This window comes from Kribbella swartbergensis, assembly GCF_054784135.1.
Window position 1 is genome coordinate 434,659 of record NZ_BAAGPM010000014.1, and the last position, 23,289, is coordinate 457,947.

The window sequence follows — 23,289 nt, forward strand, 5'->3', positions numbered from 1 at the left end:
TCCGGCCCATAACTTTCCCGGCCGCACCCGCATCGAACAGACAACAGGCAGAGCTTCGGAGGTACGACGATGCCCAGAAGAGCCGCCGCGACCGCGTTGCGACGTACGCTTGCCGCCACCGCAGGTCTCGCACTTACCGCTGTCCTGACCACACCGGCCACGGCCGCACCGACGGCCCCGACGGCGCCGAATGCGTCGGCCTGCTGGGTCGAAGCCGGCGCCTCGACCGCCGGCCGTGACTACGTCAACCGGATCGTGCGCTCGACGTCGCCGGTCACCGTGGAGCCTGACTGGAACATCGCCCGGCAGCCGTACGGCGACCTGATCGTTCGGCTCAACAGCGACATGGTGTGGGCCCGGGACACCGCGATCGAGACACTGACCGGCAGCGTCGTCTTCGGCGCGGCGTTGTACGACTCGACAATCTGGGTCGACCGGGTTTCCGGGACCGGGACGATCAAGGACCAGCGGCTGACCCGGATCGGCGGTGGCTGGGACAGGTTCCGCACGCTCACCCGGTCGAACGCGACGGCCGGTGACCGGGGATTCGACCGCAGTTACGCGCTCCGCGACGACGGCGTACTGTTCCGCTGGTTCGTCCAGCCCGTGAACGGCACGCTCGTCTGGAAGGCGGCCGGTTCGTACCCCGGGTTCTCCGCGGTCAAGGCGGTGGCGTTGCTCAGCCGCACGTCGACGTACGACACCCTGCTGGTCACCACCCGCGGCGGCGCCCTCTACACGGTCCGGATCCCGCTCAGCTCGCCGATGAAGCCGATCGTGAAGCAGGTGCGGTCCGGGACCTGGCAGGGCTTCGAGACGCTGATCGCGAGCCGGTGCGGCCAGTACGGGTCCCTGCTGCTCGGCATCGACAAGGACACCAGGTCGGGATACCTGTATGCCGTCGGTCACGCGAACGGGACCGCGACGGTGATCAGGAGCCTCGGCAAGGTCCCGGCGACGTTCGGCGACCCAGTGAACTTCCGCTGGTCCAGCTACTACGACGCTCCGCTGTTCGGAGAGTGAGTTTCCCCGGCTCCCTGGCCCTCAGGGTGGGTCAGGGAGCCGGCGGAAGGTCGTCGAGGAACGCCGCCGGCGGCGTGAAGAACAACGTGCCGGTGACCGGCGTGGAGAAGTCGAGGATGCGGTCGTAGTTGCCCTCCGGTTCGCCGATGAACATCCGGCGAAGCATCAGCTCGGTGACCGACGGGGACTTCGCGTACCCGATGAAGTACGTGCCGAACTCCTGCGTCCCGATCGTCCCGAACGGCATGTTGTCGCGCAGGATCTGCAACTCGTTGCCGTCCGCGTCCTCGATCACGGTCAGCGCGATGTGCGCGTTGCCCGGCTTCACGTCGTCGTCCAGCTCGATGTCCTCGAGCTTTGTCCGGCCGACCACGTGCTCCTGCTGCTCGACCGTGAGTGCGTTCCAGGCCTTCAGGTCGTGCAGGTACTTCTGCACGACGACGTAGCTGCCACCGGCGAACTCAGGGTCCTCGGCTCCGACCAGTACGGCGTCCTCGGCCTCGGCGCCGGCCGGGTTCTCGGTGCCGTCGACGAACCCGAGCAGGTCGCGCATCTCGAAGTACTTGAAGCCGTGCACCTCGTCGACGACGGTCGCGGCACCGTCCAGGACGTTCATGATCTGACTGGCGAGCTCGAAGCACTGGTCGGTGTGCGCGGCGCGAATGTGGAACAGCAGGTCGCCCGGGGTCGAGACCGCGTGATGCTTGGCGCCCCGCAGTTCGGCGAACGGGTGCAGCTCCGCGGGGCGCGGGCCGCTGAACAGCCGGTCCCACGCGTCGGAGCCGATGCTGGTGACACAGGACAGGTTGCCGGCCGGCACCCGGAAGCCGACCGAGCGGGTCAGGCCGCTCACCCGCTCCAGCAGATCGCGGGCCTTCTCCTCGCCACCCGGCTCGATCCGCACCACCAGGAAGATCGCCGATCCGGTCAACGGCATCAGCACCGATTGCGGCAGGACTCGCGTCGACGCGGTCGGTCCGGGGGTCGGATCTGTCACCACAGCGCTGTCCTCCGAGTGCTACTTGTCCCGATCTTCTAGAGTCCACTCATGGACCCGCAACAAGGCGAACCGCGCCCCGAGGATTCGCCGCGCCCAGGCAGCCAGCCACCTCCCGGCAGCCGGCCGCAACCCTGGGTTCCGCCGAACTCCCAGCAACCCGGCCCACACCCGCAGCCGGGCCAATATTCGCAGCCCGGACAGCCCCCGCCACCGGCGCCCCACCCGCAACAGGGGCCCTATCCACCCGCGGGTCCGTACCAGCAGCCGCCGTACGGCCAGCCGGGCCCGCCGCCGCCCTACGGTCAGCCGGGGATGCCGCCGTACGGGCAGCCGGGTGCACAGGGGTACAGCCAACCGCCGTACGGGCAGCCCGGCGCTCAGCCGCCGCCCGGTGCCTACCCGCCGCCTCCAGGTGGCTATCCGCCGCCCACTCAGTACGCGCCGCCGGGCAGCTATCCGCCGCCCGGACAACCGCCGTACTGGTCGCCGCAGCAGCCGCCGCCGTGGGGTGCACCGCCGTACCCGGGTCAGTTCGCCGTCCGCGAACCGCGGGTCGTCGAGGCTCCGGCCGGTACGCCGTACCACCGCCTGGCCCGGACCGCGAAACACACCTGGTGGCGGCCGATCGTCGGCACGCTGTTCCTCGCCGCCAGCGCCTTCGTCCTGATCGGCGCGATCACGATCGGCTGGGTCATCGTCCATGGGCTGATCACCGGCGACGTCGAGGAGCCGCAGGGCAATGACCTCTTTCCGAGCGACGTCGAGAACCTCGCCTTCACCCTGGTGATGCTCGGCGTGCTGACGCCGCTCGTGCTGCTCACCGCCTGGCTCGTCCAGCGCCGCCCGTGGTTCAGCGTCGCCTCAGTGCTGAACCGGATCCGCTGGCGCTGGCTGCTGCTGTCCTGTCTGCCCGCGCTCGGTTACCTCGTGCTGTCCTACGCACTCGGCATCGTGGTCGACCAGATCTTCCCGGCCGAGGACCCGGTGCCCGCGGACGAGGGCTCCTGGGTCGGTCTCGCGGCCTTCGTCGTACCGGCGCTGGTGATCGTCTTCCTGGTGCCGTTCCAGTCGGCGGCGGAGGAGTTCGTGTTCCGCGGCTGGCTGGTCCAGGCGATCGGCTCGTACGGACCCGACCAGGTGGGTGGCCGGGCGCAGTGGTTCAAGGCGCTGCTGCGGACGCCGTGGCCGGGGATCGTGATCAGCAGCGTGGCGTTCGTGTCGGCCCACGGGTACACCGGCTGGGCGATGGCCGACATCTTCGTCTTCGCGATGACGATCGGCTGGCTGACGGTGTGGACCGGGGGACTGGAGGCGGCCGTCTCGGTGCACGCGCTGAACAACCTGTTCGCCTTCTTGTTGCCTGCGGCAATGGGTCAGCTGGACGGCTGGGACGAGCAGGGCGGCGCGCCGTGGACGCTGCTGGCCGTTGACCTGCCGTGCCTGGCGTTGTACGCCGTCGCGATCGTCTGGCTGGCCAAGCGGAACCGGATCGCCCGGGTCAGCTGAAAAACCAGCGGAGAACTGTCGGCGTGGTCTGGCAAGGTATCCGCCGTGACGAACGCGAAGACCGAACCGATCGAGGCCGTCCTGTTCGACTGGGGCGGCACGCTGGCGACCTGGCACGACATCGACCTGTACGCCGTCTGGCGGACGGTGGCCGAGGTGATCGACGACGCCCGGGCCGACGAGTTGGCCGAGCGGCTGGTCAAGGCCGAGGGCTCGGTCTGGCTGAGGTCCCGTGACGAGCACCTGAGCAGCACGCTCGAGGAGGTCTGCCTGCTGGCCGACGTGGTGATGACTCCGGCGGCCCTGGCGGAGTACGAGCGTCAGTGGCATCCGCACACCGAGCTCGATCCGGACGCCGTACCGATGCTGAAGGAGCTTCGGAACCGTGGACTGAAGCTCGGCGTGTTGTCGAACACGATCTGGTCGCGCCGGCGCCACGAGGAGATCTTCGAGCGCGACGGCGTACTCGACCTGCTGGACGGAGCGGTCTACACCAGCGAGATCCCGTACACGAAGCCGCACCCGGAGGCATTCCTCGCGGCGATGAAGGCCGTGGGGGTGAGCGATCCGGCCCGGTGTCTGTTCGTCGGCGACCGGTTGTTCGACGACGTCTGGGGCGCCCAGAACGTCGGCATGCGGGCGGCCCACATCCCGCACAGCGCGATCCCGGTCGAGCAGATCGGCCACACGGAGGGTACGCCGGACGCGACCATCCACCGTCTCTCCGAGCTGCCGGCCCTGATCGACAGGTGGAACGAGGCCTGAACCCGCCGGTCGGGAGGCGGCCGGGGCGACCCGAGACGTCACGCACTCGACGCGCTACGGCTAGCAACCGGACACCGAGTATGGTTAACGTCCTACCTCCGAGCAATCCGCCCATGGAGGTTATTGACCATGCCCAGAATCAGGCTCAGCACCCGCCGTAGATTCGCCGCGCTCGTGGCCGCCGCCGCGGCCGGCCTGTCGCTGACCACCGGTGTCTCGCAGGCCGCCGGCGAGCAGGCCGCAGCGCCGGCCGCGGCCGACGGTCCGCTGCACGTGATGTCGTACAACCTGCGCTATGCCAGCGACACCCCGCCGAACAGCTGGGCCGAGCGGCGGCCGGTGATGCGCGAGCAGCTGCGCCAGGCGCGGCCGCAGCTGATCGGCACGCAGGAAGGGCTGTACGCCCAGCTGCGGGACATCTCGGCCGACCTCGGTCCGTCGTACGACTCGATCGGGCTGGGGCGCGAGGGCGGCAGCAAGGGCGAGTTCATGATGATCTTCTTCGACACGCGCCGGCTGCAGCCGCTCGAGTACGACCACTACTGGCTGTCGGACACGCCCGACGTGATCGGCTCGAAGACCTGGGCCGGCTGCTGCCCGCGGATGGTGACGTGGGTCCGGTTCAAGGACAAGGCCACGTCGAAGCAGTTCTACGCGATCAACACGCACCTGGAGGCGTTCGACGCGACGACGCGGTCGAAGTCGGCCGACCTGATCCTGCAGCGGATGACGGCGCTCGACCCGTCGCTGCCGGTGATCATGACCGGTGACTTCAACGAGGCCGCCGCGGCCGGTGTCACCGTCTACGACAAGCTCGTCACCAGCGGCAAGCTGGCCGACAGCTGGGTCACCGCGGAACGCCGCAGCGCCCTCTACGGCACCTTCCACGGCTACCGGCCGCTGACGCCGAACGGCAACCGGATCGACTGGATCCTGACCACCCCGGGCCTGCGGGTCTCGAAGGCGTCGATCAACACCTTCAGCAAGGACGGGCAGTTCCCGAGCGACCACCTCCCGGTGGAGTCCTGGGTGCACCTGTCCTGACTACTCCGCCCAGTGGCCCCTGAGGCGCGGCGGCAATGAAAGGACCCCCGGCCGGGAGGGCGGCTCGGGGGTCCTTGCTGGGGGTTTCGGGGTTGTTGGTTACGCGGCCAGGGTCGGGTCGGCCAGCAGACGCAGCCGGCCCAGTGCCTCGCGCTCGATCTGACGGACGCGCTCGGCGGAGATGCCGTGCACGGCGCCGATGTCGGCGAGCTTCGCCTGGCGGCCGTCGTGCAGGCCGTACCGCCGCCGGATCACGTCCGCGGACCGCGGGTCGAGCTGGTCGACCAGGCTGAACAGGCCGGACCGGTCCGACGCGTCCGCGACCAGCTGGTCCGGGCCCGGCGCGGTCTCGGCCGCGATCAGGTCACCCAGCGAGGTCTCGCCCTCGTCGTCGATGGGGTTGTCCAGGCTGATGTGGTCCCGGCCGATCCGGATCAGCTCCGTGACCCGCTCCTCGTCCAGGTCCAGCTCCGCCGCGATCTCGTCGATCTCCGGCTCCCGGCCGAGCTTGCGCTCCAGCGTGCGCCGGGCCGACCCGATCTGGTTCAGCTGCTCCACCACGTGCACCGGCAGCCGGACCACCCGGGCCTGCTGCGCGATACCGCGGGTGATCGCCTGCCGCACCCACCAGGTCGCGTACGTCGAGAACTTGAATCCCTTGCGGTAGTCGAACTTCTCCACCGCACGGATCAGTCCGGTGTTGCCCTCCTGGACCAGGTCCAGCAGCGGCATCTGCGACCGCCCGTACTTGCGGGCGATCGACACCACCAACCGGAGGTTCGCGGTCACGAACCGCTGCTGCGCGCGCTGACCCTCCTCGGCCAGCCACCGCAGTTCGTCCTCCGTCGCATATTTGGGCGCTCCGCCCTTCTTGCGTCCAACCCGCCCCTCGGCCAGCAGTTGCTCCGCGAGGAGACCTGCCTCGACCGTCTCAGCGAGCTCGACCTCTTCCTCAGCCGTCAGCAGGGGCGTGCGCGCGATCTCTTCGAGGTAGAGACCGACGCTGTCCTTGCCGTCGATGCCGTCGTCCGCGGTGCGAACACGAGTCGTGCGAGCCACCGAAACTCCCTTCGTCGTTACATGGAGAGCAACGCTCGAGTGAGGTTCAAGATTCCACGACGAGTGTGTAAACAGCCTGAACGTTCCCTGAGAGTTCCCGGCACCGATCACGCGTGGAAACCAGGTTCTGCCGGCCCGTTCGCGGCCGTTTGCCGGACGCCGCGGCCCGAATATGCGCGCATTCCGGTGTGATCGCGCAGCTTCCGCGGTATTTCACCGGTCGTTCCCGCGCCGAAGTCCAGTGGCACACCGGTGCCGGAAGCTGAGAATCTGGGCAGAATCCCGGGGTATCCGGCCGTGGAATGTGTTGCACAACACACCATTGGTCTCTCCATCGAACAGCAACGCCGCAGGTACCCGCCGTGTTCCCGCGTGAAACGGTGACGGCGCGGGGTGGGCCGATTTCTGGACGTGGCGGTCAGGCCAGGCCGAGGGTGTCGAGTTGCCAGGCGAGGGTGAAGGCCAGTTCCCGCCAGGCGTCGTAGCGGCCGGAGCGGCCGCCGTGGCCGGCTTCCATTTCGGTTTTGAGCAGGACGTCGACGTCCCCGGTGGCGGTGGCGCGGAGTTTGGCGACCCACTTGGCCGGCTCGACGTAGAACACCCGGGTGTCGTTCAGGCTGGTGATCGCCAGGATCCGCGGATACTCCTGCGCGGTGACGTTCTCGTACGGCGAGTAGGACTTCATGTACTCGTAGACCTTCCGGTCCTCGAGCGGATTGCCCCATTCCTCCCATTCGATCACCGTCAGCGGCAGCGACGGGTCCAGGATCGTGGTCAGCGCGTCCACGAACGGCACCTCGGCGACGATCCCGCCGAACGCCTGCGGCGCCAGGTTCGCGACCGCGCCCATCAGCAGACCGCCCGCGCTGCCGCCCTGGGCGACGATCCGCTCGGGACGGGTCCAGCCCTCCTTCACCAGGTGCTCGGCCGCGGCGATGAAGTCGGTGAAGGTGTTCTTCTTGGTCAGCATCTTGCCGTTGTCGTACCAGTGCCGCCCGAGCTCACCCCCGCCCCGGACATGCGCGATGGCGAACACGACACCGCGATCCAGCAGCGACAGCCGCGGGATCGAGAACCACGGATCCATCGAGCTCTCGTAGGACCCGTACCCGTACAGCACGACCGGCGCGTTGCCGTCCTTCGCGACGTCCTTGCGCGCAACGAGCGAGATCGGCACCGCGGTCCCGTCGGGCGCGGTCGCCCATTCCCGGTACTGCGTGTAGGCGCCGAGGTCGACTCCACCGAGCACCGGCTGCTGCTTGAGCAGCCGACGCTCACCGGTCGCGATGCTCACGTCGTACGTCGATCCAGGCGTGACCAGCGACGTGTAGCCGAACCGGTAACGGGTGTCGTGCCACTCGTCGTTCCGGCCGGGGGAGACGGTGTAGATCGGCTCGTCGAACTCCAGCACCTCCGGCTCGCCGAAGCCTTCCGGCGTACGGCGCATGATCGCGAGCTCGGTGAGCGCGTTGCGGCGGCGGTACAGGATGACGTGGTCGGCGAACGCGTCGACGCCGAGCAGCCGGCTGGTCTCGTCGCCCTCGATCAGCGTCGTCCAGGAGCCGGGGGAGTCGAGTGGAGCGGTCGCGAGGGAGAAGTTCGGCGCATCCGCGTTGTGGGTCATCAGCAGCTGGTCGCCGGCGTGCTCGACGTCGTACTCGACACCCTCGCGGCGCGGCGCGACCACGACGGGTTCACCGGTCGGGTCGGCGGCGTCGAGCAGCCAGACCTCGCTGGTCAGCTTGCTGCCGAGCGCGATCATGATCGCCTGCTCGTTGCGGGTCAGGTCGACACCGACCCAGAACCGCTCGTCCGGCTCCTCCATCACCAGGACGTCGTCGGTCGCGCCGAGGGTGTGCCGCCAGACCTGGTACGGCCGCCAGGCGTCGTCAACCTTGGTGTAGAAGATCGTCGACCCGTCGGCGGACCACGCGGAGCCGTAGTGCACGCCCGGCAGCTCGTCCGGCAGCAGCTCGCCGGTCGACAGGTCCTTGATCCGCAGCGTGAACCGCTCGTCGCCCTTCAGATCGACCGAGTACGCGAGCAGCCGGCCGTCGGGGGACACGTCGACCGTGCCGAGCGCGAAGAACTCGGAGTCGCCGGCCACCTCGTTGCCGTCGAGCAGCACCTCTTCGCCGGGGATGTCGCCGTCGGTCGCGGGCGGCTCGTCGCCGTCCACCTTGACCCGGCAGTGGATCGCGTACTGCTTGCCCTCGATCGTGCGGGAGTAGTACCAGTACCCGCCGCGCCGGGCCGGCACGCTCAGGTCCGTCTGCAGCGTCCGGTCCGAGATCTCCTTGAAGATTGCCTCACGCAACGATTCCAGGTGCGCCGTGCGCGCCTCGGTGTAGGCGTTCTCGGCGCGCAGGTAGGCCAGCACCTCGTCGTCGGACTTGTCCCGCAACCATTCGTACTCGTCGACGAACACGTCGCCGTGATGGCGGCGCTCGACCGGCTTCCGGGCGGCGACCGGGGGCTCAGCAGAAGACTTCAACTCGGACATGCGGCGAGACTACCCGCAACCGGCGACAGCCCGGCGCCGCTTTTCCACAGCCGGAGTTCAGAGCGAGTACGTCGCCACCACCGGAGCGTGGTCGCTCCAGCGCTCGGCGTACGTCGGGGCCCGGTGGACCACGCAACCGGTCGCCGCGAGAGCCAGGTCGGGCGACGCGATCTGGTAGTCGATGCGCCAGCCGGCGTCGTTGTCGAACGCCTTGCCGCGCCAGGACCACCAGGAGTACGGACCGGGTCCGTCGCCGCCGAAGCGGCGGCCGAGGTCGACCCAGCCGGCGTCGAAGAGGCGGTCCATCCAGGCGCGCTCCTCGGGCAGGAAACCGCTCTTCTTCCGGTTCGCCTTCCACGCCTTCAGGTCGACCTCGCGGTGGGCGATGTTCAGGTCGCCGCACAGCAGCACGTGCCGCCGGTCGGCCCGCAGTTGCGTCAGTCGCGCGGTGATCGCGTCCAGGAACGCGTACTTCTCCTCCTGCCGCGGCGGCGTCTCGAACTCGCCGGTGAACACGTACGTGCTCACCGCCGTCAGCAGCGACCCGTCGTCCAGCACGACGTCCGCCTCGATCCACCGCCCGCACCCCGCGAAGCGCGCCGGTCCGATGTCGATCCGCTCCTCCTTGATCGGGCGGCGTGAAGCCACCGCGACCCCGGCCCGGCCCTTGTGACCGTCGATCGTCGGCTCGGCGTGGGCGATGTTCCAGTCGCCGCCGAGGTGTTCGCGTAGTACGTCGTCGGTCGCGCGGACCTCCTGCATCAGCAGCAGGTCCGGGTCGGTCCGCTCCAGCCAGGGCGCCATCCCGCGGCGATACGCAGCCCTGATCCCGTTCACATTCACCGTCGCGACCGTCAGCACGCCCAAACCCTAACGCGCCTCCACCGGCAGATTGCGCAACGCCAGATACCCACCGATCCCTGGTACGAACGCCAGCACCTTCGCCCGCGTCGAGGCACCGGCCGTGGACAGCGCGGTGACGATCGTCACCAGGTACGCCGTCCCGTGCGTCGGACCGAGTGCGGACGACACCGCCGGCCAGTGAACCGTGAACAAGTTCAGGAACAGCAGGCACACCGTGACCGCTTCGACAGCGGCCGCGACCTTCAGCACCTTGACCATCAGACCCCCGTCGTCGAGCCGGGACGGACGACCATCAGGACCACGACGACGGCCCACAACAACGCGAAGACTCCGGTCGTCATCGACAACGTCTTCGCCTGAGGCATGAACTGCTCACGTACGTCGGGGGAGGCGCCGGCGGCTTCCAGGACCCGGGCCTGCGCCGGGAGCACGGCGAAGGCGAGCACGGCCGCCGCGATCGCGGTCAGCACCATCGAGACGATGAGCCAGGTGTCCGTGAGCACGCCGAGCCCGGCGGCGACCCCGATCCCGAACACGGGCACGGTCAGGCCTCCGATGGCGTACCCGCGACTGATCCGGTGCAGCACTGTCAGTACGCCGGTCTCGGGCTGATCAGCGGCCAGCACGCGCCGGGCGAGCGGCGGGAACATGCTCGCCGCAACCGTCACCGGTCCGATGAAGATGATGGCGGCCAGGACGTGCACGCTGAGCAGGAACTTGTTCATCCGGATCCGATCGTCGCGGCAGAAGTTTCAGGCAGACTGTAACTCAAGTATCAGGCAACCTGAAACTGGCCGGGCTGCGATGATGTGCCGATGGAAGAGACCGGTCAGCCGCAGGTCAGCCCCGCGCTCCTGCTGATGATGCTCGGCCGCCTGCTCCGCGACCGGACGGAGGCGGAGTTGCGTCGGCAGGGCCTGTCGATGCGCCACTTCTCGGCGCTCGGCCACCTCGCGCACCAGCCCGGCCTCTCCTACAGCGAACTGGCCCGCCGCGACGGGATCACGACCCAGAGCATGCAGTCCACCCTCTTGCAGTTGCAGGAGATGGGCGCGGTCGAACGGCTCACCGCTCCAGGACGAGGCCGGGCCGCCGACCTCCAGGTCACGGCGGCCGGCCATCAGCTCCTCGATCGATGCCGGGCCGTACTCAACGAGGTCGACGCACGCCTTCGCGACGCGATCGGCGCGGATCAGGCCGACCAGCTCACCAAGGCGACACTCGAGGCTCTGACCGCCTTCAGCGAGTCCTACTGAGACTTCAGCGAGTCCTAGTGAGGCTTCAGCGAGTCGTACTGAGAATGGCGTCGAGCGAGCGCTCGCAGAGGCCCTCGAGATCGTCGGCCGAGATCGTCGGGTTGTCGATCCAGGTCAGCAGCGTCTGCTCGACGTACCCCTGCCAGCCGTGACAGGCGAGCTCGACCGTCGGGGTGATCTCGATGCCGCGCTGAGCGACGGCGCCGATGACCCAGGTGCTGAAGACCTGACGGATCTCCGAGTGCAGCGCACGTACGGCGGGGTCCCCGGCCGCGGACATCAGCAGCGTCGCCCGGTACAGCTGCGGAGCTTCGAGTACGGCGCGGACGAACGCGCGAATGCCGGAGCGGAGTTGCTCCACCGGTGGGAGCGAAGGGTCGGGGGCGGTCCGCAGCATGACTTCCGCGGCGGCTTCCTCGATGACGGCGTACTGGAACTTCTTCTTCGAGCCGAAGTAGTGGAACAGGAGTGCGGGGGAGACCCCGGCCTCCGCGGCGACCAGTTCGACGGTGAGCTCTCGGTGCGGATCGGCGACCAGGACCCGTCGGGCAGCCTCCAGGATCTGCGCGCGCCGCTGGTCGGGGCGCAGCCGTGCGGACGAGGTCATGCCGCCAGTCTATTGAGTAAATGGTCAACAGGCACTTACTGTTGAGTATCCACTCAACAGCTGGAGGTCCAATGCGTCCGTTGCCCGGTCAGGTCGTCCTCATCACCGGCGCGTCCCGTGGAATCGGAGCCGCGGTCGCCCGCAAGCTCGCCGGCCAGGGCGCCACACTGGCGCTGATCGGTCTCGAGCCCGACGAGCTGAAGAAGGTGGCGGAGGACTGCGGCCCGGACGCCGGCTGGTGGGAGGCCGACGTCACCGACACCGAGTCGCTGCGGACCGCGGTCGAGGCCGTGGTCGAGCGGTACGGCCGGATCGACGTGGTGATGGCGAACGCCGGCATCGCGGCGCCCGGATTCAGCCGGAGCATGGACCCGAAGGTGTGGGAGCGGGTCCTCGACGTCAATCTGTACGGCGTCTGGCGGACGGTTCACCTGACCTTGCCGCATCTGCTGGCGAGCAAGGGGTACCTGCTCCTGGTGTCGTCCCTTGCCGCAATCGTGCACATCCCCGGGCTCGCGTCGTACAACGTCGCCAAGGCGGGGGTGGAGGCGATGGCTGACACGCTGCGCGCGGAGTTGAAGCACCTCGGCGTACGGGTCGGCGTCGCGCACATGACGTTCGTGGACACCGACATGGTGCGTGGGGTCGACGAGCACCCGGTGTTCGGCAAGGTGCGGACCGGCGTACCGCTGGCGAGCAAGGTCTACCCGCTGGACTTCGCGGTGGACAAGTTCGTCCAGGGGATTCAGCGGCGCTCGCGGGTGGTGCACGTGCCGGGGTGGATCGGCGCGCTGAAGGTGTTCCGCTGGCTGATCCCGCACGTGATCGAGGCCGGTTCGCGGTTCAGTGTGCCGAAGGCCGACCGGGCCGCGCTCGCCGACATCGAGGCTCGCGGCGCCGAGTCCACGCGCGCCTCCGGTGCCGGCGGCCGGGCCGACGCCGAGAAGGCCGCGGGACGATGAGTCGCCGGTACGACGTCGTACTGCTCGGCGCGAGCGGGTTCACCGGCGCTCTCACCGCCGAGTACCTCCAGAACAACGCTCCGGCGGACCTGGACTGGGCAGTCGCCGGACGCGACAAGGCCAAGCTGGAACGGTTCGGCCGGGACGTCCTGCAGGCCGATGTCATCGATCCGCGATCGCTGCGGGAACTCGCCGAGTCGACGCGGATCCTGGTCACCACGGTCGGTCCGTACATCCAGTACGGCGAGCAGGTCGTGGCGGCCTGTGCCGACGCCGGCACCGACTATCTCGACCTGACCGGGGAGCCCGAGTTCGTCGACCGGATGTACGTCCGGTACCACGAGCGTGCCGTCCGGAGCGGTGCCCGGATCGTCCACGCGTGCGGTTTCGACTCGATCCCGTACGACCTCGGCGTCCAGTACACCGTCGAGCAGTTGCCCGCAGGCGTCCCGATCAAGGTCGACGGTCTGCTCCGCGCCGGCGGACGGCCGTCAGGCGGTACTTTCCACACCGTCATCACCGCGCTCTCCCGCCCGAAGCAGAACCTGGCGGCGCACCGGGCCAGGCGCCGCGCCGAGCCCAGTCCCGAGGGGAGATCGGCGAGGGCGGTTCCCGGCGCGATCCACCGCCAGCAGGGCTTCTGGGCGGTGCCGTTGCCGACCATCGACCCGCAGGTCGTGGCGTACTCCGCCCGCCTGCTCTACCGCTACGGCCCTGACTTCCGCTACTCGCACTACGCCGCCGTGAGGCACCTGCCGATGGTTGCCGCAGGCATCGGTGGCATTGCGCTGCTGGCGGCCGCGGCCCAGGTCCCGCCGGTCCGCAACGTGCTGCTCAACCGGCTGAAGCCCGGCGACGGGCCGAGGCCGGAGCGCCGCGCGAAGTCCTGGTTCAACGTCCGTTTCGTCGGTCGCGGTGGTGGCAAGCAGGTGATCACCGAGGTCGCCGGTCGCGACCCCGGGTACGAGGAAACCGCCAAGATGCTCGGTGAGAGCGCCCTTTGCCTCGCCCTCGACGACCTCCCGGACACGGCTGGTCAAACGACCACGGCCGCCGCCATGGGTCCGGCGCTTCGCGAACGCCTCGTCAAGGCCGGGATGACCTTCGCCACCCTCAGCCGAGACGACTACTAGCACCGGCGGTGGTCAGGGACGGGCACTGGTTGCCCCGGAACGATCCCGGACATGTGGCGCGGCCGAAGCCGGCGTACACCCGCCGGGTGGCAGGCTGGAGGGCATGAGGACGCTTCTCAACCTGATCTGGCTGGTGCTGGCCGGGTTCTGGCTGGCGGTCGGATACGCGATCGCCGGCATCATCTGCTGCGTGCTGATCGTGACGATCCCGTTCGGCATCGCGGCGTTCCGGATCGCCGGGTTCACGCTCTGGCCGTTCGGCCGGACGATGGTGGACAAGCCGACCGCCGGGGCCGGCGCCGTACTCGGCAACATCATCTGGGTGATCTTCGCCGGCTGGTGGCTGGCGCTGGGCCACCTGGCCACCGGCATCGCGCTGTGCCTGACGATCATCGGCATCCCGCTCGGCCTGGCGAACTTCAAGCTGATCCCGATCTCGCTGCTACCACTCGGCAAGGACATCGTGCCGAGCGACCAGCCGTTCGCCGCCCGGTGAGGTCGCTCACCGTCCTCGGCTCGTGCGGCGCGTGGCCCGAGGCGGGTCGCGCGTGTGCCGGGTTCCTGCTCGAGTACGACGGGTTCAAGGTCGTCCTCGATCTCGGGTACGCCGCTCTGCCCCAGCTGCTGCGGTACGACCCGACCGGCGAGGTCGACGCGGTCGTCGTCACGCATCAGCATCCCGACCACTGTGTCGACGTCAGTGCTCTCGCGCGCGTGCGGTACTACGAGGCACCCGACGCCGCGCCCATTCCGCTCTACTGTCCGCCGGGTGTCCTCGACGTACTGCGGGCACTCGAGCCCGACCCTGATCCCGCCACGGTCTTCGACGTGCACGATCTCGCTTCGACCACGCGGATCGGGCCGTTCGCGGTCGAGACGGTCCTGCTTCCGCACTACAACATCAACCTCGGGGTGCGGTTGACCGCTCCCGGCGTGGCCGTCGCCTACACCGGCGACAGCGGTCCGTCACCGGACCTGGAAAAGCTTGCCCGAGGCACCGATCTGTTCATCTCCGACGCGACGCTGCAGGGGCCGTCGCCCCAGACCACGCCGCGCTATGTGATGACCGCGGCCGAAGCAGCGCGTGGTGCGCAAGGAGCCCGGCGGCTGCTGCTGACGCATTTCTGGCCGGGCTCTGACCGATCGGTCTCGGTCGCCGAGGCGCGGCAGGTGTTCACCGGCGAAGTGATCGCGGCGGAAGAAGGCCTCACGATTCCGCTGTGAGGCCGGCGGACTCCACGAGCTTGCGGACGTTGGCGATGTCGCCGCAGCCGGAGTCGATCAGCCGGGCGCGTTCCTCGGCGAACGCGTCACCCAACTGGCGGCGGGTCTCCTCCGACACCTCGGTCCGGGCCGGGTTGAGCACGTCGCGCTCCTCCTCGTCGAGGTGGTGCGACAGCGCCTCCGACAACTCGTGCAGCTTCTCGCTGAACTCCTCGCCGGCGGTGTCCTCGACCTCCATCAGCTCGAGCAGCGCCGCGTTGCCCTCGTCGTGCTCGTGCACGGAGTGCTCGACCTCTTCTGCGTCGATCGCGTGCTTCCTCCGCAACGACGGGTACACCTTGGACTCCTCGGCCTCGGCGTGCGCGATCAGCACGGTGGCCAGGTCGGCCAGTACGGCGGAGCGGTCGCTCCGCACGTCCCGTAACTCACGCAGCGCCTCTTCGAACCAGCGGTGGTCGGCCAGGATGATCTCGACCACGTCGCCACCGGTCGCCGGCAGGATCTTCGGCATTCCTCGTCCTCCAAGTCTCGAACGTCTGGCCGGCCAGTACCCAGGGCCGTACCAGTTAACCTGCACGCATGCCGACAGCCTTGGTCCGACACCCCAGCCCTCGTCTCGCGGAGGGACTCGTCACGCACATCGAACGCACACCGGTCGACGCTGACCTCGCGGTCCGCCAGTGGCAGCAGTACGTCGACGCGCTCCGAGGCACCGGGTGGACGACAGTCGAGGTGCCGGCCATCGACGAGTGCCCGGACGGTGTCTTCATCGAGGACACCATGGTCGTGTACGGCGACCTCGCCGTGATCGCCCGCGCAGGTGCCGAACAGCGCCGGCCGGAAGCCGCGGCGGCCGAGCGGACCGTGGCCGAGCAGGGCTACCGCGTCACCCGCATCACCGAGCCGGGCACCCTCGACGGCGGCGACATCCTCAAGATCGGCTCGACCGTGTACGCCGGACTCGGCGGCCGCACCAACGCCGAAGGAATCCGTCAACTGGCCGAGGCACTCGAACCGCTCGGTGCGACTGTGCGCGCCATACCTGTCAGCAAGGTGCTGCACCTGAAGTCGGCCGTCACCGCACTGCCCGACGGAACGGTCGTCGGGTACGAGCCGCTGGTCGACGACCCGCACGGGTTCGAGGCGTTCAGGCCCGTCCCCGAGGAGTCCGGGTCACACGTCGTCCTGCTGGGGGAGGACCGGCTGCTGATGGCCGCGTCCGCGCCGAAGTCCGCGGAGCTCTTCGAGCACCTCGGCTACACGCCAGTGGTCGTGGACATCAGCGAGTTCGAGAAGCTCGAAGGCTGTGTCACGTGCCTGTCGGTACGACTGCGTCGCTGAGCAACCGCCGGGCCGCCGCGAGCGCCTGCACGTCCCGCTTCCGGCCCCGGGCCTCGGCCGCATCGCACGCCTCCACCAGCGCCGCGCGATAGACCGCGGTGTCCGGATGCGAGGCGCCGAGCGCGTGCCTGCTGTCCTCGACCGTCCTGGACAGCGCCTCGATGGCGGCGGCGATGTCACCGCACGCCAGCAACGCGCGGCCAAGGGCGGCGCGATCCCGCAGCAGTTGCGGGTCGTGGCGGTCGAGGTCCTGCTCGTCGACGGCGACGATGTCCGCGAGCAGCTTCGCCTCCGATCGAAGACCACCGACCATCAGCCGCGCACCGGTGACCGCCTCGGTCGCGGCGCGGGTCAGCTCGTGGTCCGACCCGAACACCTCCACCAGTTGCGGTGTCACCAACTCGAACCAGGCGATCGCCCGGCCGTAGTTCCCGGTCGCGAGCAGACCCTGCGCCACCCGCAGCCGGACGTGCAGCACCGCCGGGTCGTCGGCCGGCAGGACCTTCTCCCGGTCGATCAGGGCCGCCTGGTAGAACGGCAACGCCTGGCCGGGCTCGTGGTCGTCCCAGTACACCTCGGCCTGCTTGTACGCCGGGTCGCCGTCGAGCTCGAGGTGATCCACGATCAGCGAGACGGGTTCACGCCGTACGACGGTCGGCACCGGCCGGTCGACGACCTTGCGGCCGACGTAGCTGCGCCCGCCGGTCGGGATGATCCGGAACCGGCCGAGCCTCGCGACCGGAATCCACAGGAAGGTGGAATACAGCGTCCGGACCGACGAACCACAGCTCTCACAGACGTCGCGGTGACCGAAGAAGCGGGTGCCGATGCCGGTCGGGCCGGTGGCCTCGGGTGCCCGCCAGGCGATCGACGACGCGGTGCACGGAGCGCAGAACGGGTAGACACCCCGCCGTTCCTCATTCATTCGGCCCATTGTGGTCATGGTCGGGTTCGTCGTCCTCCTCCGCTTCACCGGTTGCCACTTTTACCAGGGCGGAATCGTCGACGGCGAACGTCCGCACCGGTCCGGGCGGCGTGTCGGCGGTCTCGAACCGGACCGTCACCCGGCCGAGGCCGGAACCCCACACCCAGCCGCGACCGTACTCCGGATGGACGACGTCCTGGCCGGGGTAGTACCCGGTGAGGTCGCGGGTGCGTTCGGGCAGCTCGACCACCTCGGGCGACGCGTCGGCGTACTCGCTGTCGGTGAACAGGTCGTCCTGGATCCAGTCGGCGAGTGACGAGACGCCTACACCGAGCAACCGGATGCCGCCGGAGATGTCACTCTCCTCGAGCAGCCGCCGGGCGACCCGGGTGATCACTCGCGCGTCGTCGGTCGGGCCTGCGAGCGTCGACGACCGGGTGTGCGTGGTGAAGTCGTGCATGCGGGTCTTCACGGTCACGGTCCGGCCGGACAGTTGCGCCTTGCGCAGCCGTTCGGCCACGCGATGGGCCATCCGGTCGGCGATCGCGGCCAGCAGGGAGCGATCGATGATGTCGGTCTCGAAGGTGTCCTCGACACTGACCGACTTGGTCTCGCGATCGCTCACCACCGGCCGGTCGTCGGCGGCGATCGCCAACCGGTGCAGGCTGGAGCCGTGCGCCGATCCGACCTGCCGGATCAACTCGTCCTCGTCCAGTTGCTGCAGATCGGCGACGGTGCGGACGCCAGCCATGCTCAGCCGCTGCGCGGTCGCCGGTCCGACACCCGGGATGACGGTGACCTGCATCGGCGCCAGGAACTCGGCCTCGGTGCCCGGCGGCACCACGACGACACCGTCCGGCTTGTCCAGGTCGCTGGCGATCTTCGCGATCAGCTTCGACGTCCCTGCACCGACCGACGCGGTGAGGCCGCCACTGGCCTTCCTGATGGCGGCTTTCAGGTCGAGCGCGATCGCGTGCACGTCGTCGACGGTGAGCCCGGTCAGCCCGGCCGCGGACAGGTCGACGAACGCCTCGTCCAGCGACAGCGGCTCGACCAGCGGCGACAGCGCCCGCATCTCCGCCATCACCGCCTGGCTCGTCCGCCGGTACACGTCGAACCGCGCGCCGAGGTACGCCGCGTGCGGACAGCGCGACCGTGCCTCGGCGGTCGACATCGCGGACCGGACGCCGTACTTGCGGGCCTCGTACGACGCGGTCGACACCACCCCGCGCAGGCCGATGCCGCCGACCACGACCGGCTTGCCGCGCAGCGACGGCTTGTCCCGCTGCTCCACGGCCGCGAAGAACGCGTCCAGGTCGACATGCAGCACCGACGGATCCCCTCGCACGCCACCAGTCTCCCCGCCGCCACCGACAATCCGGTGAGCGGCCCCCGCGTCGTTGCCGGGGGCAATGCGGCCGGGCGCCGGGTCATCCAGGATGCCCGGACCGCCCGGGGGAGCGGCTCGCCGGGACCCGTGTGACGCACCACGCGATTGCGGCTCACATCAGCGGGCACCTTCAGGCAGACTGAGGCCAGGAGCGGGCGAGAAGCCAGCACGGGAGGCGCAGATGGGTGAGGAAGTCGACCGGGTCGAGTTCACCCGGGCGGACCGGACCGCGTTCCGCAGCCAGGTCCATCGCAACCTGGACGCGTTCGCGCGGATGCTGCGCGAGGCCAGGTTCGCTCCCGAGCGGCCGATGACCGGGATCGAGATCGAGTTGAACCTGGTCGACGAGCACTTCGACCCGGCGTTCAAGAACACCGAGGTGCTCAGCGCGATCGAGGACGACGCGTTCCAGACCGAGCTCGGCCAGTTCAACATCGAGATCAACGTGCCGCCCGGCCAGATCGACGGCATCGGGCTTGACACGATGGAGTCGAACATCCGCGACAGCCTGAACGCGGCCGAGGAGAAGGCGGCCCGGACCGGCTCGTCGATGGTGATCGTCGGCATCCTGCCGACCCTGATGACCGATCACGTCCATCGCGAGGCGCTCAGCACCAACCCGCGCTACGCGTTGCTCAACGACCAGATCTTCGCCGCCCGCGGTGAGGACGTGCAGATCTCCATCGACGGAATCGAGCGGCTGCAGGTGACCGCGGACACCATCGTCCCGGAGGCCGCGTGCACGTCGACGCAGTTCCACCTCCAGGTCACGCCGGAGGCGTTCCCGCGGTACTGGAACGCCGCCCAGGCGATCTCCGGCGTCCAACTCGCGGTCGGCGCCAACTCGCCGTTCCTGTTCGGCAAGGAACTCATGCGCGAGACCCGGATCGCGTTGTTCGAGCAGGCCGCGGACACCCGCACCCACGAACTGAAGACGCAGGGCGTGCGGCCGCGGGTCTGGTTCGGCGAACGCTGGATCACCTCGATCTTCGACCTGTTCGAGGAGAACTCGCGCTACTTCCCGGCGCTGCTGCCGGTCACCTCCGACGAGGACCCGATCGCCGTCCTCGACCGCGGCGACACCCCGGCCCTTTCGGAGTTGCGGCTGCACAACGGGACGATCTATCGCTGGAACCGCCCGGTGTACGACGTTGTCCGGGAGAAGCCGCATCTGCGGGTGGAGAATCGCGTGCTGCCGGCCGGTCCGACGGTCGTCGACACGATGGCCAACGGCGCCTTCTACTTCGGCCTGGTCCGTGCGCTGGCCGACGACGAACGGCCGATCTGGTCGCAGATGTCGTTCAGTGCGGCCGAGGAGAACTTCCACGAGGCGGCCCGGCACGGTATCGACGCGGAGGTCTTCTGGCCCGGCGTCGGGACGGCGCGCGCCACCGAACTCGTGCTGCGTCGCCTGCTCCCGTTGGCGTCCCGCGGACTGGACACCTGGGGTGTCGACGCCGCGGTGCGCGATCGCCTGCTCGGCATCATCGAGCAGCGCTGCCTGACCAACCGCAACGGCGCCGCGTGGCAGGCCGACGAGTTTCATCGACTGTATACAAAGGGACCGCACGGTCGCCGCGACGCCTTGCGCGGCATGCTCCGCCGGTATTCCGAACACATGCACGCGAACACGCCTGTGCACGAGTGGCCGGTCGACTGAACCGGTTAGCCCACGCGACAACGTGGGACAACGACGCCGCCCCTGGCAGCGGAACTACGGTCGGCCCCGCGGCACCGCCGTGGAGCCGGCGCGCACTTGCCCAAGGCAACTGGGTGAGGAGTTCCATAACGACCCGGACTACAGGGGTGGCGCGTTGGGTGACAGCCCTGCAAAGGTGTGGCCACCGGAAGGTTAGAGCGTCCCGTCGCGGGTAGTACTCGGGCACCGGCGTGGCTGTCACAACGGTGGCCGCGACGGTGGTGGAGTACTACCCGCGCGACGATCAGCCGACCGTCACGGCCGCGACACAGCTGGTGCAAATCCAGCGGATGCCGACCACGGTCGGGAGCAGTATCGTTCGGAACGGGTCGACACGACACCCGGAGGTGAGGCAGGGCGATGACGACCATCGTCGTGGGTTACGTGCCGAAGGCCGAGGGGCGCGCAGCCCTGCGGAGGGCGGCGGAAGAGGCGACGCTTCGTGACGCCAAGCTGGTGGTGGTGAACTCACACCGGGGCGGACGCAGCTTCGACAGCGACGAGGCCGCGGCGAGCGACGCCGCGTTGACGGAGGTACGGGAGCAGCTCGACTCGACCGGCGTGCCCTACGAGGTGCGGCAGCTGGTGCGTGGACTCGATCCGGCGGAGGACCTGGTGGCCGTCGCCGAGCAGGTGCACGCGGAGTTCATCGTGATCGGTCTTCGGCGCCGGTCCCCGGTCGGCAAGCTCATCCTCGGCAGCAACGCCCAGCGGGTGTTGCTCGACGCTCCGTGTCCGGTGCTGGCCGTGAAGGCCGAGGAAGGGGAGGACTGAGGTGACTTCGACACGCAGCAGAAAGCTGTGCCTCGCACAGCAGCCCGACGCCGACGAGATGCTGAGCAGGGACCCGTTCGCACTGCTGGTGGGCATGCTGCTCGACCAGCAGATCCCGATGGAGCGAGCATTCGCGGGACCGGTCGCGATCGCGAAACGGATGACCGGTCCGTTCGATCCTTCCACGGTCGCGCACTACGACCCGGACGCGTTCGTCGAAGTGGTGGCCGGTCCGCCGGCCGTGCACCGGTTCCCGACCGCGATGGCCGCGCGGATCCAGACGCTGGCCAAACACCTCGACGAGGAGTACGGCGGTAACGCCTCGGCCCTGTGGGCCGATGTGAAGTCAGGGGACGACCTGCTGGCCAGGCTGTCGGCCCTGCCGGGGTTCGGCGCGCAGAAGGCGAAGATCTTCGTCGCGCTGCTCGGCAAGCAACTCAAGGTCCGCCCGCGGGGCTGGCGTGAGGCATCCGAGCCGTACGGCGAGGACGGCGCGTACAAGTCCGTCGCGGACGTGATCGACGTGGCGTCGTTGGTGAAGGTGAGGCAGTTCAAGCAGGAGCAGCAACTGATGCAGCAGCGGGTCGTGGCCCGGCCGCTGCGCCGGACCCGGAACGGGTGAGGGACGGCCGTGACAGCGACGGTTGAACGCTGAAGCGACCAGGCCTCTACCGCTGCGGGAACCCCCGCGCGGTAGGGGCCTGAGCATGCGGGCGGGGGGTCGCGGCACGCTCGGGCTTGGTCCGCGGATTACAATGTAGTGTTGCCGCCGCCTGACCAGCGAGCAGCCGCAGACAGTCGTATCCAGAACCCAGCAGGACCAGCACCAACAACGTCGTACCGCCGTACTACAAACCCTGCGTCAGACGAGAGGTAATTCGTGTCGTCCAGCTCGTCCGAGAACCTTCCCGCCGAGTCAGCCCGGGTCGTGGCAGCCACCGCCCGCAGCGCGGCTCCGAGGACCAGCGCCCGAGTGACCGACCCCGTGGCCAAGAAGGCCGCAGTGAAGAAGGCCGCGGCCAAGCCCGCCGGCACCAAGGAGGACGGTATCCCCGCGAAGAAGGCCGCCGCCGGTAAGAAGTCGACGGCGAAGAAGCCGGCCGCCGCAGGTGTTCCCGAGGCCGGGCTGTCGATCGACCCGAAGACCGGCAAGCCGCGGTCCCTCGACGACGTGGACGAGGCCGACTTCCGGCCGGACGTGGTCCAGGGGCTGGAGAAGGAGCTCACCGAGGACGAGGGCTTCGTCGTCTCCGAGGCCGACGAGACCGACGAGCCCGAGCAGCAGGTGATGGTCGCCGGCGCCACCGCCGACCCGGTCAAGGACTACCTGAAGCAGATCGGCAAGGTCCCGCTGCTGAACGCCGAGCAGGAGGTCGAGCTCGCCAAGCGGATCGAGGCCGGCCTGTTCGCCGAGGAGCAGCTCGCCGACGAGAACAACAAGCTCAAGGACAAGGTCCGCGAGGAGTACGACTGGATCTCCGAGGACGGTCGCCGCGCGAAGAACCACCTGCTCGAGGCCAACCTGCGCCTGGTGGTGTCGTTGGCCAAGCGCTACACCGGTCGCGGCATGCTGTTCCTGGACCTGATCCAGGAGGGCAACCTGGGCCTGATCCGTGCGGTGGAGAAGTTCGACTACACCAAGGGCTACAAGTTCTCGACGTACGCCACCTGGTGGATCCGGCAGGCGATCACCCGCGCGATGGCCGACCAGGCCCGGACCATCCGGATCCCGGTGCACATGGTCGAGGTGATCAACAAGCTGGCCCGGGTGCAGCGGCAGATGCTGCAGGACCTCGGCCGCGAACCCACTCCGGAAGAGCTCGCCAAGGAGCTCGACATGACCCCGGAGAAGGTCATCGAGGTGCAGAAGTACGGCCGCGAGCCGATCTCGCTGCACACCCCGCTCGGTGAGGACGGCGACTCCGAGTTCGGTGACCTGATCGAGGACTCCGAGGCGATCGTGCCGGCCGAGGCGGTGTCGTTCACGCTGCTGCAGGAGCAGCTGCACGCGGTGCTCGACACGCTGTCCGAGCGGGAGGCCGGTGTCGTCTCGATGCGGTTCGGCCTGACCGACGGCCAGCCGAAGACGCTGGACGAGATCGGCAAGGTGTACGGCGTGACCCGCGAGCGGATCCGCCAGATCGAGTCCAAGACGATGTCGAAGCTGCGCCACCCGTCCCGCTCCCAGGTCCTCCGCGACTACCTGGACTGATC

The 23,289-nt window shown here is 69.0% G+C and carries 24 protein-coding genes; 14 read left to right on the forward strand and 10 right to left on the reverse strand.

Annotated features, from left to right (window positions below; genetic code table 11):
• The first annotated feature begins 69 nt into the window (after positions 1–69).
• Positions 70–1,023, forward strand: coding sequence for a hypothetical protein (locus ACYVOK_RS08985; RefSeq protein ID WP_460661814.1), 954 nt, complete (start codon positions 70–72; stop codon positions 1,021–1,023).
• 31 nt (positions 1,024–1,054) lie between these two features.
• Here the strand turns inward: ACYVOK_RS08985 and ACYVOK_RS08990 are convergent, their stop codons facing one another.
• A complete protein-coding gene (locus tag ACYVOK_RS08990; RefSeq protein WP_460661815.1) occupies positions 1,055–2,020 on the reverse strand; it encodes a Dyp-type peroxidase in 966 nt (321 codons plus the stop codon).
• 315 nt (positions 2,021–2,335) lie between these two features.
• On the opposite strand from ACYVOK_RS08990, the gene ACYVOK_RS08995 reads away from it, so the two are divergent.
• The 3 genes from ACYVOK_RS08995 (at position 2,336) to ACYVOK_RS09005 (ending at position 5,338) form a co-directional block, all read left to right on the forward strand.
• Positions 2,336–3,529, forward strand: coding sequence for a lysostaphin resistance A-like protein (locus tag ACYVOK_RS08995; RefSeq protein ID WP_460661816.1), 1,194 nt, complete (start codon positions 2,336–2,338; stop codon positions 3,527–3,529).
• A gap of 45 nt (positions 3,530–3,574) precedes the next feature.
• Positions 3,575–4,294: an HAD family hydrolase gene (locus tag ACYVOK_RS09000; RefSeq protein ID WP_460661817.1), complete on the forward strand. Its 720-nt coding sequence runs from the start codon at positions 3,575–3,577 to the stop codon at positions 4,292–4,294.
• Between the two features lie 129 nt (positions 4,295–4,423).
• The gene (locus ACYVOK_RS09005; RefSeq protein ID WP_460661818.1) at positions 4,424–5,338 is read left to right on the forward strand and encodes an endonuclease/exonuclease/phosphatase family protein; all 915 of its coding nucleotides are present in this window, start codon (positions 4,424–4,426) and stop codon (positions 5,336–5,338) included.
• A 99-nt stretch (positions 5,339–5,437) separates the two neighbouring features.
• Here ACYVOK_RS09005 and ACYVOK_RS09010 read toward each other — a convergent pair whose 3' ends face one another.
• From ACYVOK_RS09010 to ACYVOK_RS09030, 5 genes are all read right to left on the reverse strand, one after another.
• A complete protein-coding gene (locus tag ACYVOK_RS09010) occupies positions 5,438–6,397 on the reverse strand; it encodes a sigma-70 family RNA polymerase sigma factor (RefSeq protein ID WP_460661819.1) in 960 nt (319 codons plus the stop codon).
• Positions 6,398–6,815: 418 nt separating this feature from the next.
• On the reverse strand, positions 6,816–8,900 hold the full coding sequence (locus tag ACYVOK_RS09015) for a S9 family peptidase (protein ID WP_460661820.1): 2,085 nt from the start codon (positions 8,898–8,900) through the stop codon (positions 6,816–6,818).
• 57 nt (positions 8,901–8,957) lie between these two features.
• Positions 8,958–9,761 carry an exodeoxyribonuclease III gene (xth, locus tag ACYVOK_RS09020; protein ID WP_460661821.1) on the reverse strand — a complete coding sequence of 268 codons (804 nt, stop codon included), beginning with the start codon at positions 9,759–9,761 and terminating at the stop codon, positions 8,958–8,960.
• 9 nt (positions 9,762–9,770) lie between these two features.
• Entirely contained in the window at positions 9,771–10,022 is a 252-nt protein-coding gene (locus ACYVOK_RS09025) for a DUF3817 domain-containing protein (protein ID WP_460661822.1), read from the reverse strand.
• A complete protein-coding gene (locus ACYVOK_RS09030) occupies positions 10,022–10,489 on the reverse strand; it encodes a DUF2269 family protein (protein WP_460661823.1) in 468 nt (155 codons plus the stop codon). Before ACYVOK_RS09030 ends, ACYVOK_RS09025 begins: the two co-directional genes overlap by 1 nt.
• A 90-nt stretch (positions 10,490–10,579) precedes the next feature.
• On the opposite strand from ACYVOK_RS09030, the gene ACYVOK_RS09035 reads away from it, so the two are divergent.
• The gene (locus ACYVOK_RS09035) at positions 10,580–11,020 is read left to right on the forward strand and encodes a MarR family winged helix-turn-helix transcriptional regulator (RefSeq protein WP_460661824.1); all 441 of its coding nucleotides are present in this window, start codon (positions 10,580–10,582) and stop codon (positions 11,018–11,020) included.
• Between the two features lie 25 nt (positions 11,021–11,045).
• Here the strand turns inward: ACYVOK_RS09035 and ACYVOK_RS09040 are convergent, their stop codons facing one another.
• The gene (locus ACYVOK_RS09040) at positions 11,046–11,627 is read right to left on the reverse strand and encodes a TetR/AcrR family transcriptional regulator (RefSeq protein ID WP_460661825.1); all 582 of its coding nucleotides are present in this window, start codon (positions 11,625–11,627) and stop codon (positions 11,046–11,048) included.
• Positions 11,628–11,698: 71 nt separating this feature from the next.
• Here ACYVOK_RS09040 and ACYVOK_RS09045 point away from each other — a divergent pair, with 71 nt between their 5' ends.
• The 4 genes from ACYVOK_RS09045 to ACYVOK_RS09060 all read left to right on the forward strand — a co-directional run bounded on the left by ACYVOK_RS09045 (position 11,699) and on the right by ACYVOK_RS09060 (position 14,946).
• Entirely contained in the window at positions 11,699–12,589 is an 891-nt protein-coding gene (locus tag ACYVOK_RS09045) for an SDR family oxidoreductase (RefSeq protein ID WP_460661826.1), read from the forward strand.
• Positions 12,586–13,722, forward strand: a complete 1,137-nt coding sequence (locus tag ACYVOK_RS09050) for a saccharopine dehydrogenase family protein (RefSeq protein WP_460661827.1) — start codon at positions 12,586–12,588, stop codon at positions 13,720–13,722. Before ACYVOK_RS09045 ends, ACYVOK_RS09050 begins: the two co-directional genes overlap by 4 nt.
• Before the next feature lie 103 nt (positions 13,723–13,825).
• Positions 13,826–14,218: a YccF domain-containing protein gene (locus ACYVOK_RS09055; protein ID WP_460661828.1), complete on the forward strand. Its 393-nt coding sequence runs from the start codon at positions 13,826–13,828 to the stop codon at positions 14,216–14,218.
• The gene (locus ACYVOK_RS09060) at positions 14,215–14,946 is read left to right on the forward strand and encodes an MBL fold metallo-hydrolase (protein WP_460661829.1); all 732 of its coding nucleotides are present in this window, start codon (positions 14,215–14,217) and stop codon (positions 14,944–14,946) included. Before ACYVOK_RS09055 ends, ACYVOK_RS09060 begins: the two co-directional genes overlap by 4 nt.
• Here ACYVOK_RS09060 and ACYVOK_RS09065 read toward each other — a convergent pair.
• On the reverse strand, positions 14,930–15,457 hold the full coding sequence (locus tag ACYVOK_RS09065; RefSeq protein ID WP_460661830.1) for a hemerythrin domain-containing protein: 528 nt from the start codon (positions 15,455–15,457) through the stop codon (positions 14,930–14,932). The two genes, ACYVOK_RS09060 and ACYVOK_RS09065, sit on opposite strands and share 17 nt — an antisense overlap.
• Before the next feature lie 68 nt (positions 15,458–15,525).
• Between ACYVOK_RS09065 and ddaH the strand changes: the two genes are divergently transcribed.
• Positions 15,526–16,287 carry a dimethylargininase gene (gene ddaH, locus ACYVOK_RS09070; RefSeq protein ID WP_460661831.1) on the forward strand — a complete coding sequence of 254 codons (762 nt, stop codon included), beginning with the start codon at positions 15,526–15,528 and terminating at the stop codon, positions 16,285–16,287.
• Here the strand turns inward: ddaH and ACYVOK_RS09075 are convergent.
• Together ACYVOK_RS09075 and ACYVOK_RS09080 are read right to left on the reverse strand one after the other, a co-directional pair.
• Entirely contained in the window at positions 16,256–17,212 is a 957-nt protein-coding gene (locus ACYVOK_RS09075) for a tetratricopeptide repeat protein (RefSeq protein WP_460661832.1), read from the reverse strand. The two genes, ddaH and ACYVOK_RS09075, sit on opposite strands and share 32 nt — an antisense overlap.
• Positions 17,205–18,560, reverse strand: a complete 1,356-nt coding sequence (locus ACYVOK_RS09080; protein WP_460661833.1) for a DNA polymerase IV — start codon at positions 18,558–18,560, stop codon at positions 17,205–17,207. The genes ACYVOK_RS09075 and ACYVOK_RS09080 overlap by 8 nt, the downstream gene beginning before the upstream one ends.
• Positions 18,561–18,783: 223 nt before the next feature.
• On the opposite strand from ACYVOK_RS09080, the gene ACYVOK_RS09085 reads away from it, so the two are divergent.
• From ACYVOK_RS09085 to ACYVOK_RS09100, 4 genes are all read left to right on the forward strand, one after another.
• Positions 18,784–20,262 (forward strand): glutamate--cysteine ligase, encoded by a 1,479-nt coding sequence (locus tag ACYVOK_RS09085; protein WP_460661834.1) that lies wholly within the window; start codon positions 18,784–18,786, stop codon positions 20,260–20,262.
• A gap of 399 nt (positions 20,263–20,661) precedes the next feature.
• Positions 20,662–21,075: a universal stress protein gene (locus tag ACYVOK_RS09090; RefSeq protein WP_131337975.1), complete on the forward strand. Its 414-nt coding sequence runs from the start codon at positions 20,662–20,664 to the stop codon at positions 21,073–21,075.
• Between the two features lies 1 nt (position 21,076).
• The gene (locus tag ACYVOK_RS09095) at positions 21,077–21,697 is read left to right on the forward strand and encodes an HhH-GPD-type base excision DNA repair protein (RefSeq protein ID WP_460661835.1); all 621 of its coding nucleotides are present in this window, start codon (positions 21,077–21,079) and stop codon (positions 21,695–21,697) included.
• 258 nt (positions 21,698–21,955) lie between these two features.
• A complete protein-coding gene (locus ACYVOK_RS09100; protein WP_460661836.1) occupies positions 21,956–23,287 on the forward strand; it encodes an RNA polymerase sigma factor in 1,332 nt (443 codons plus the stop codon).
• Positions 23,288–23,289 lie beyond the last annotated feature (2 nt).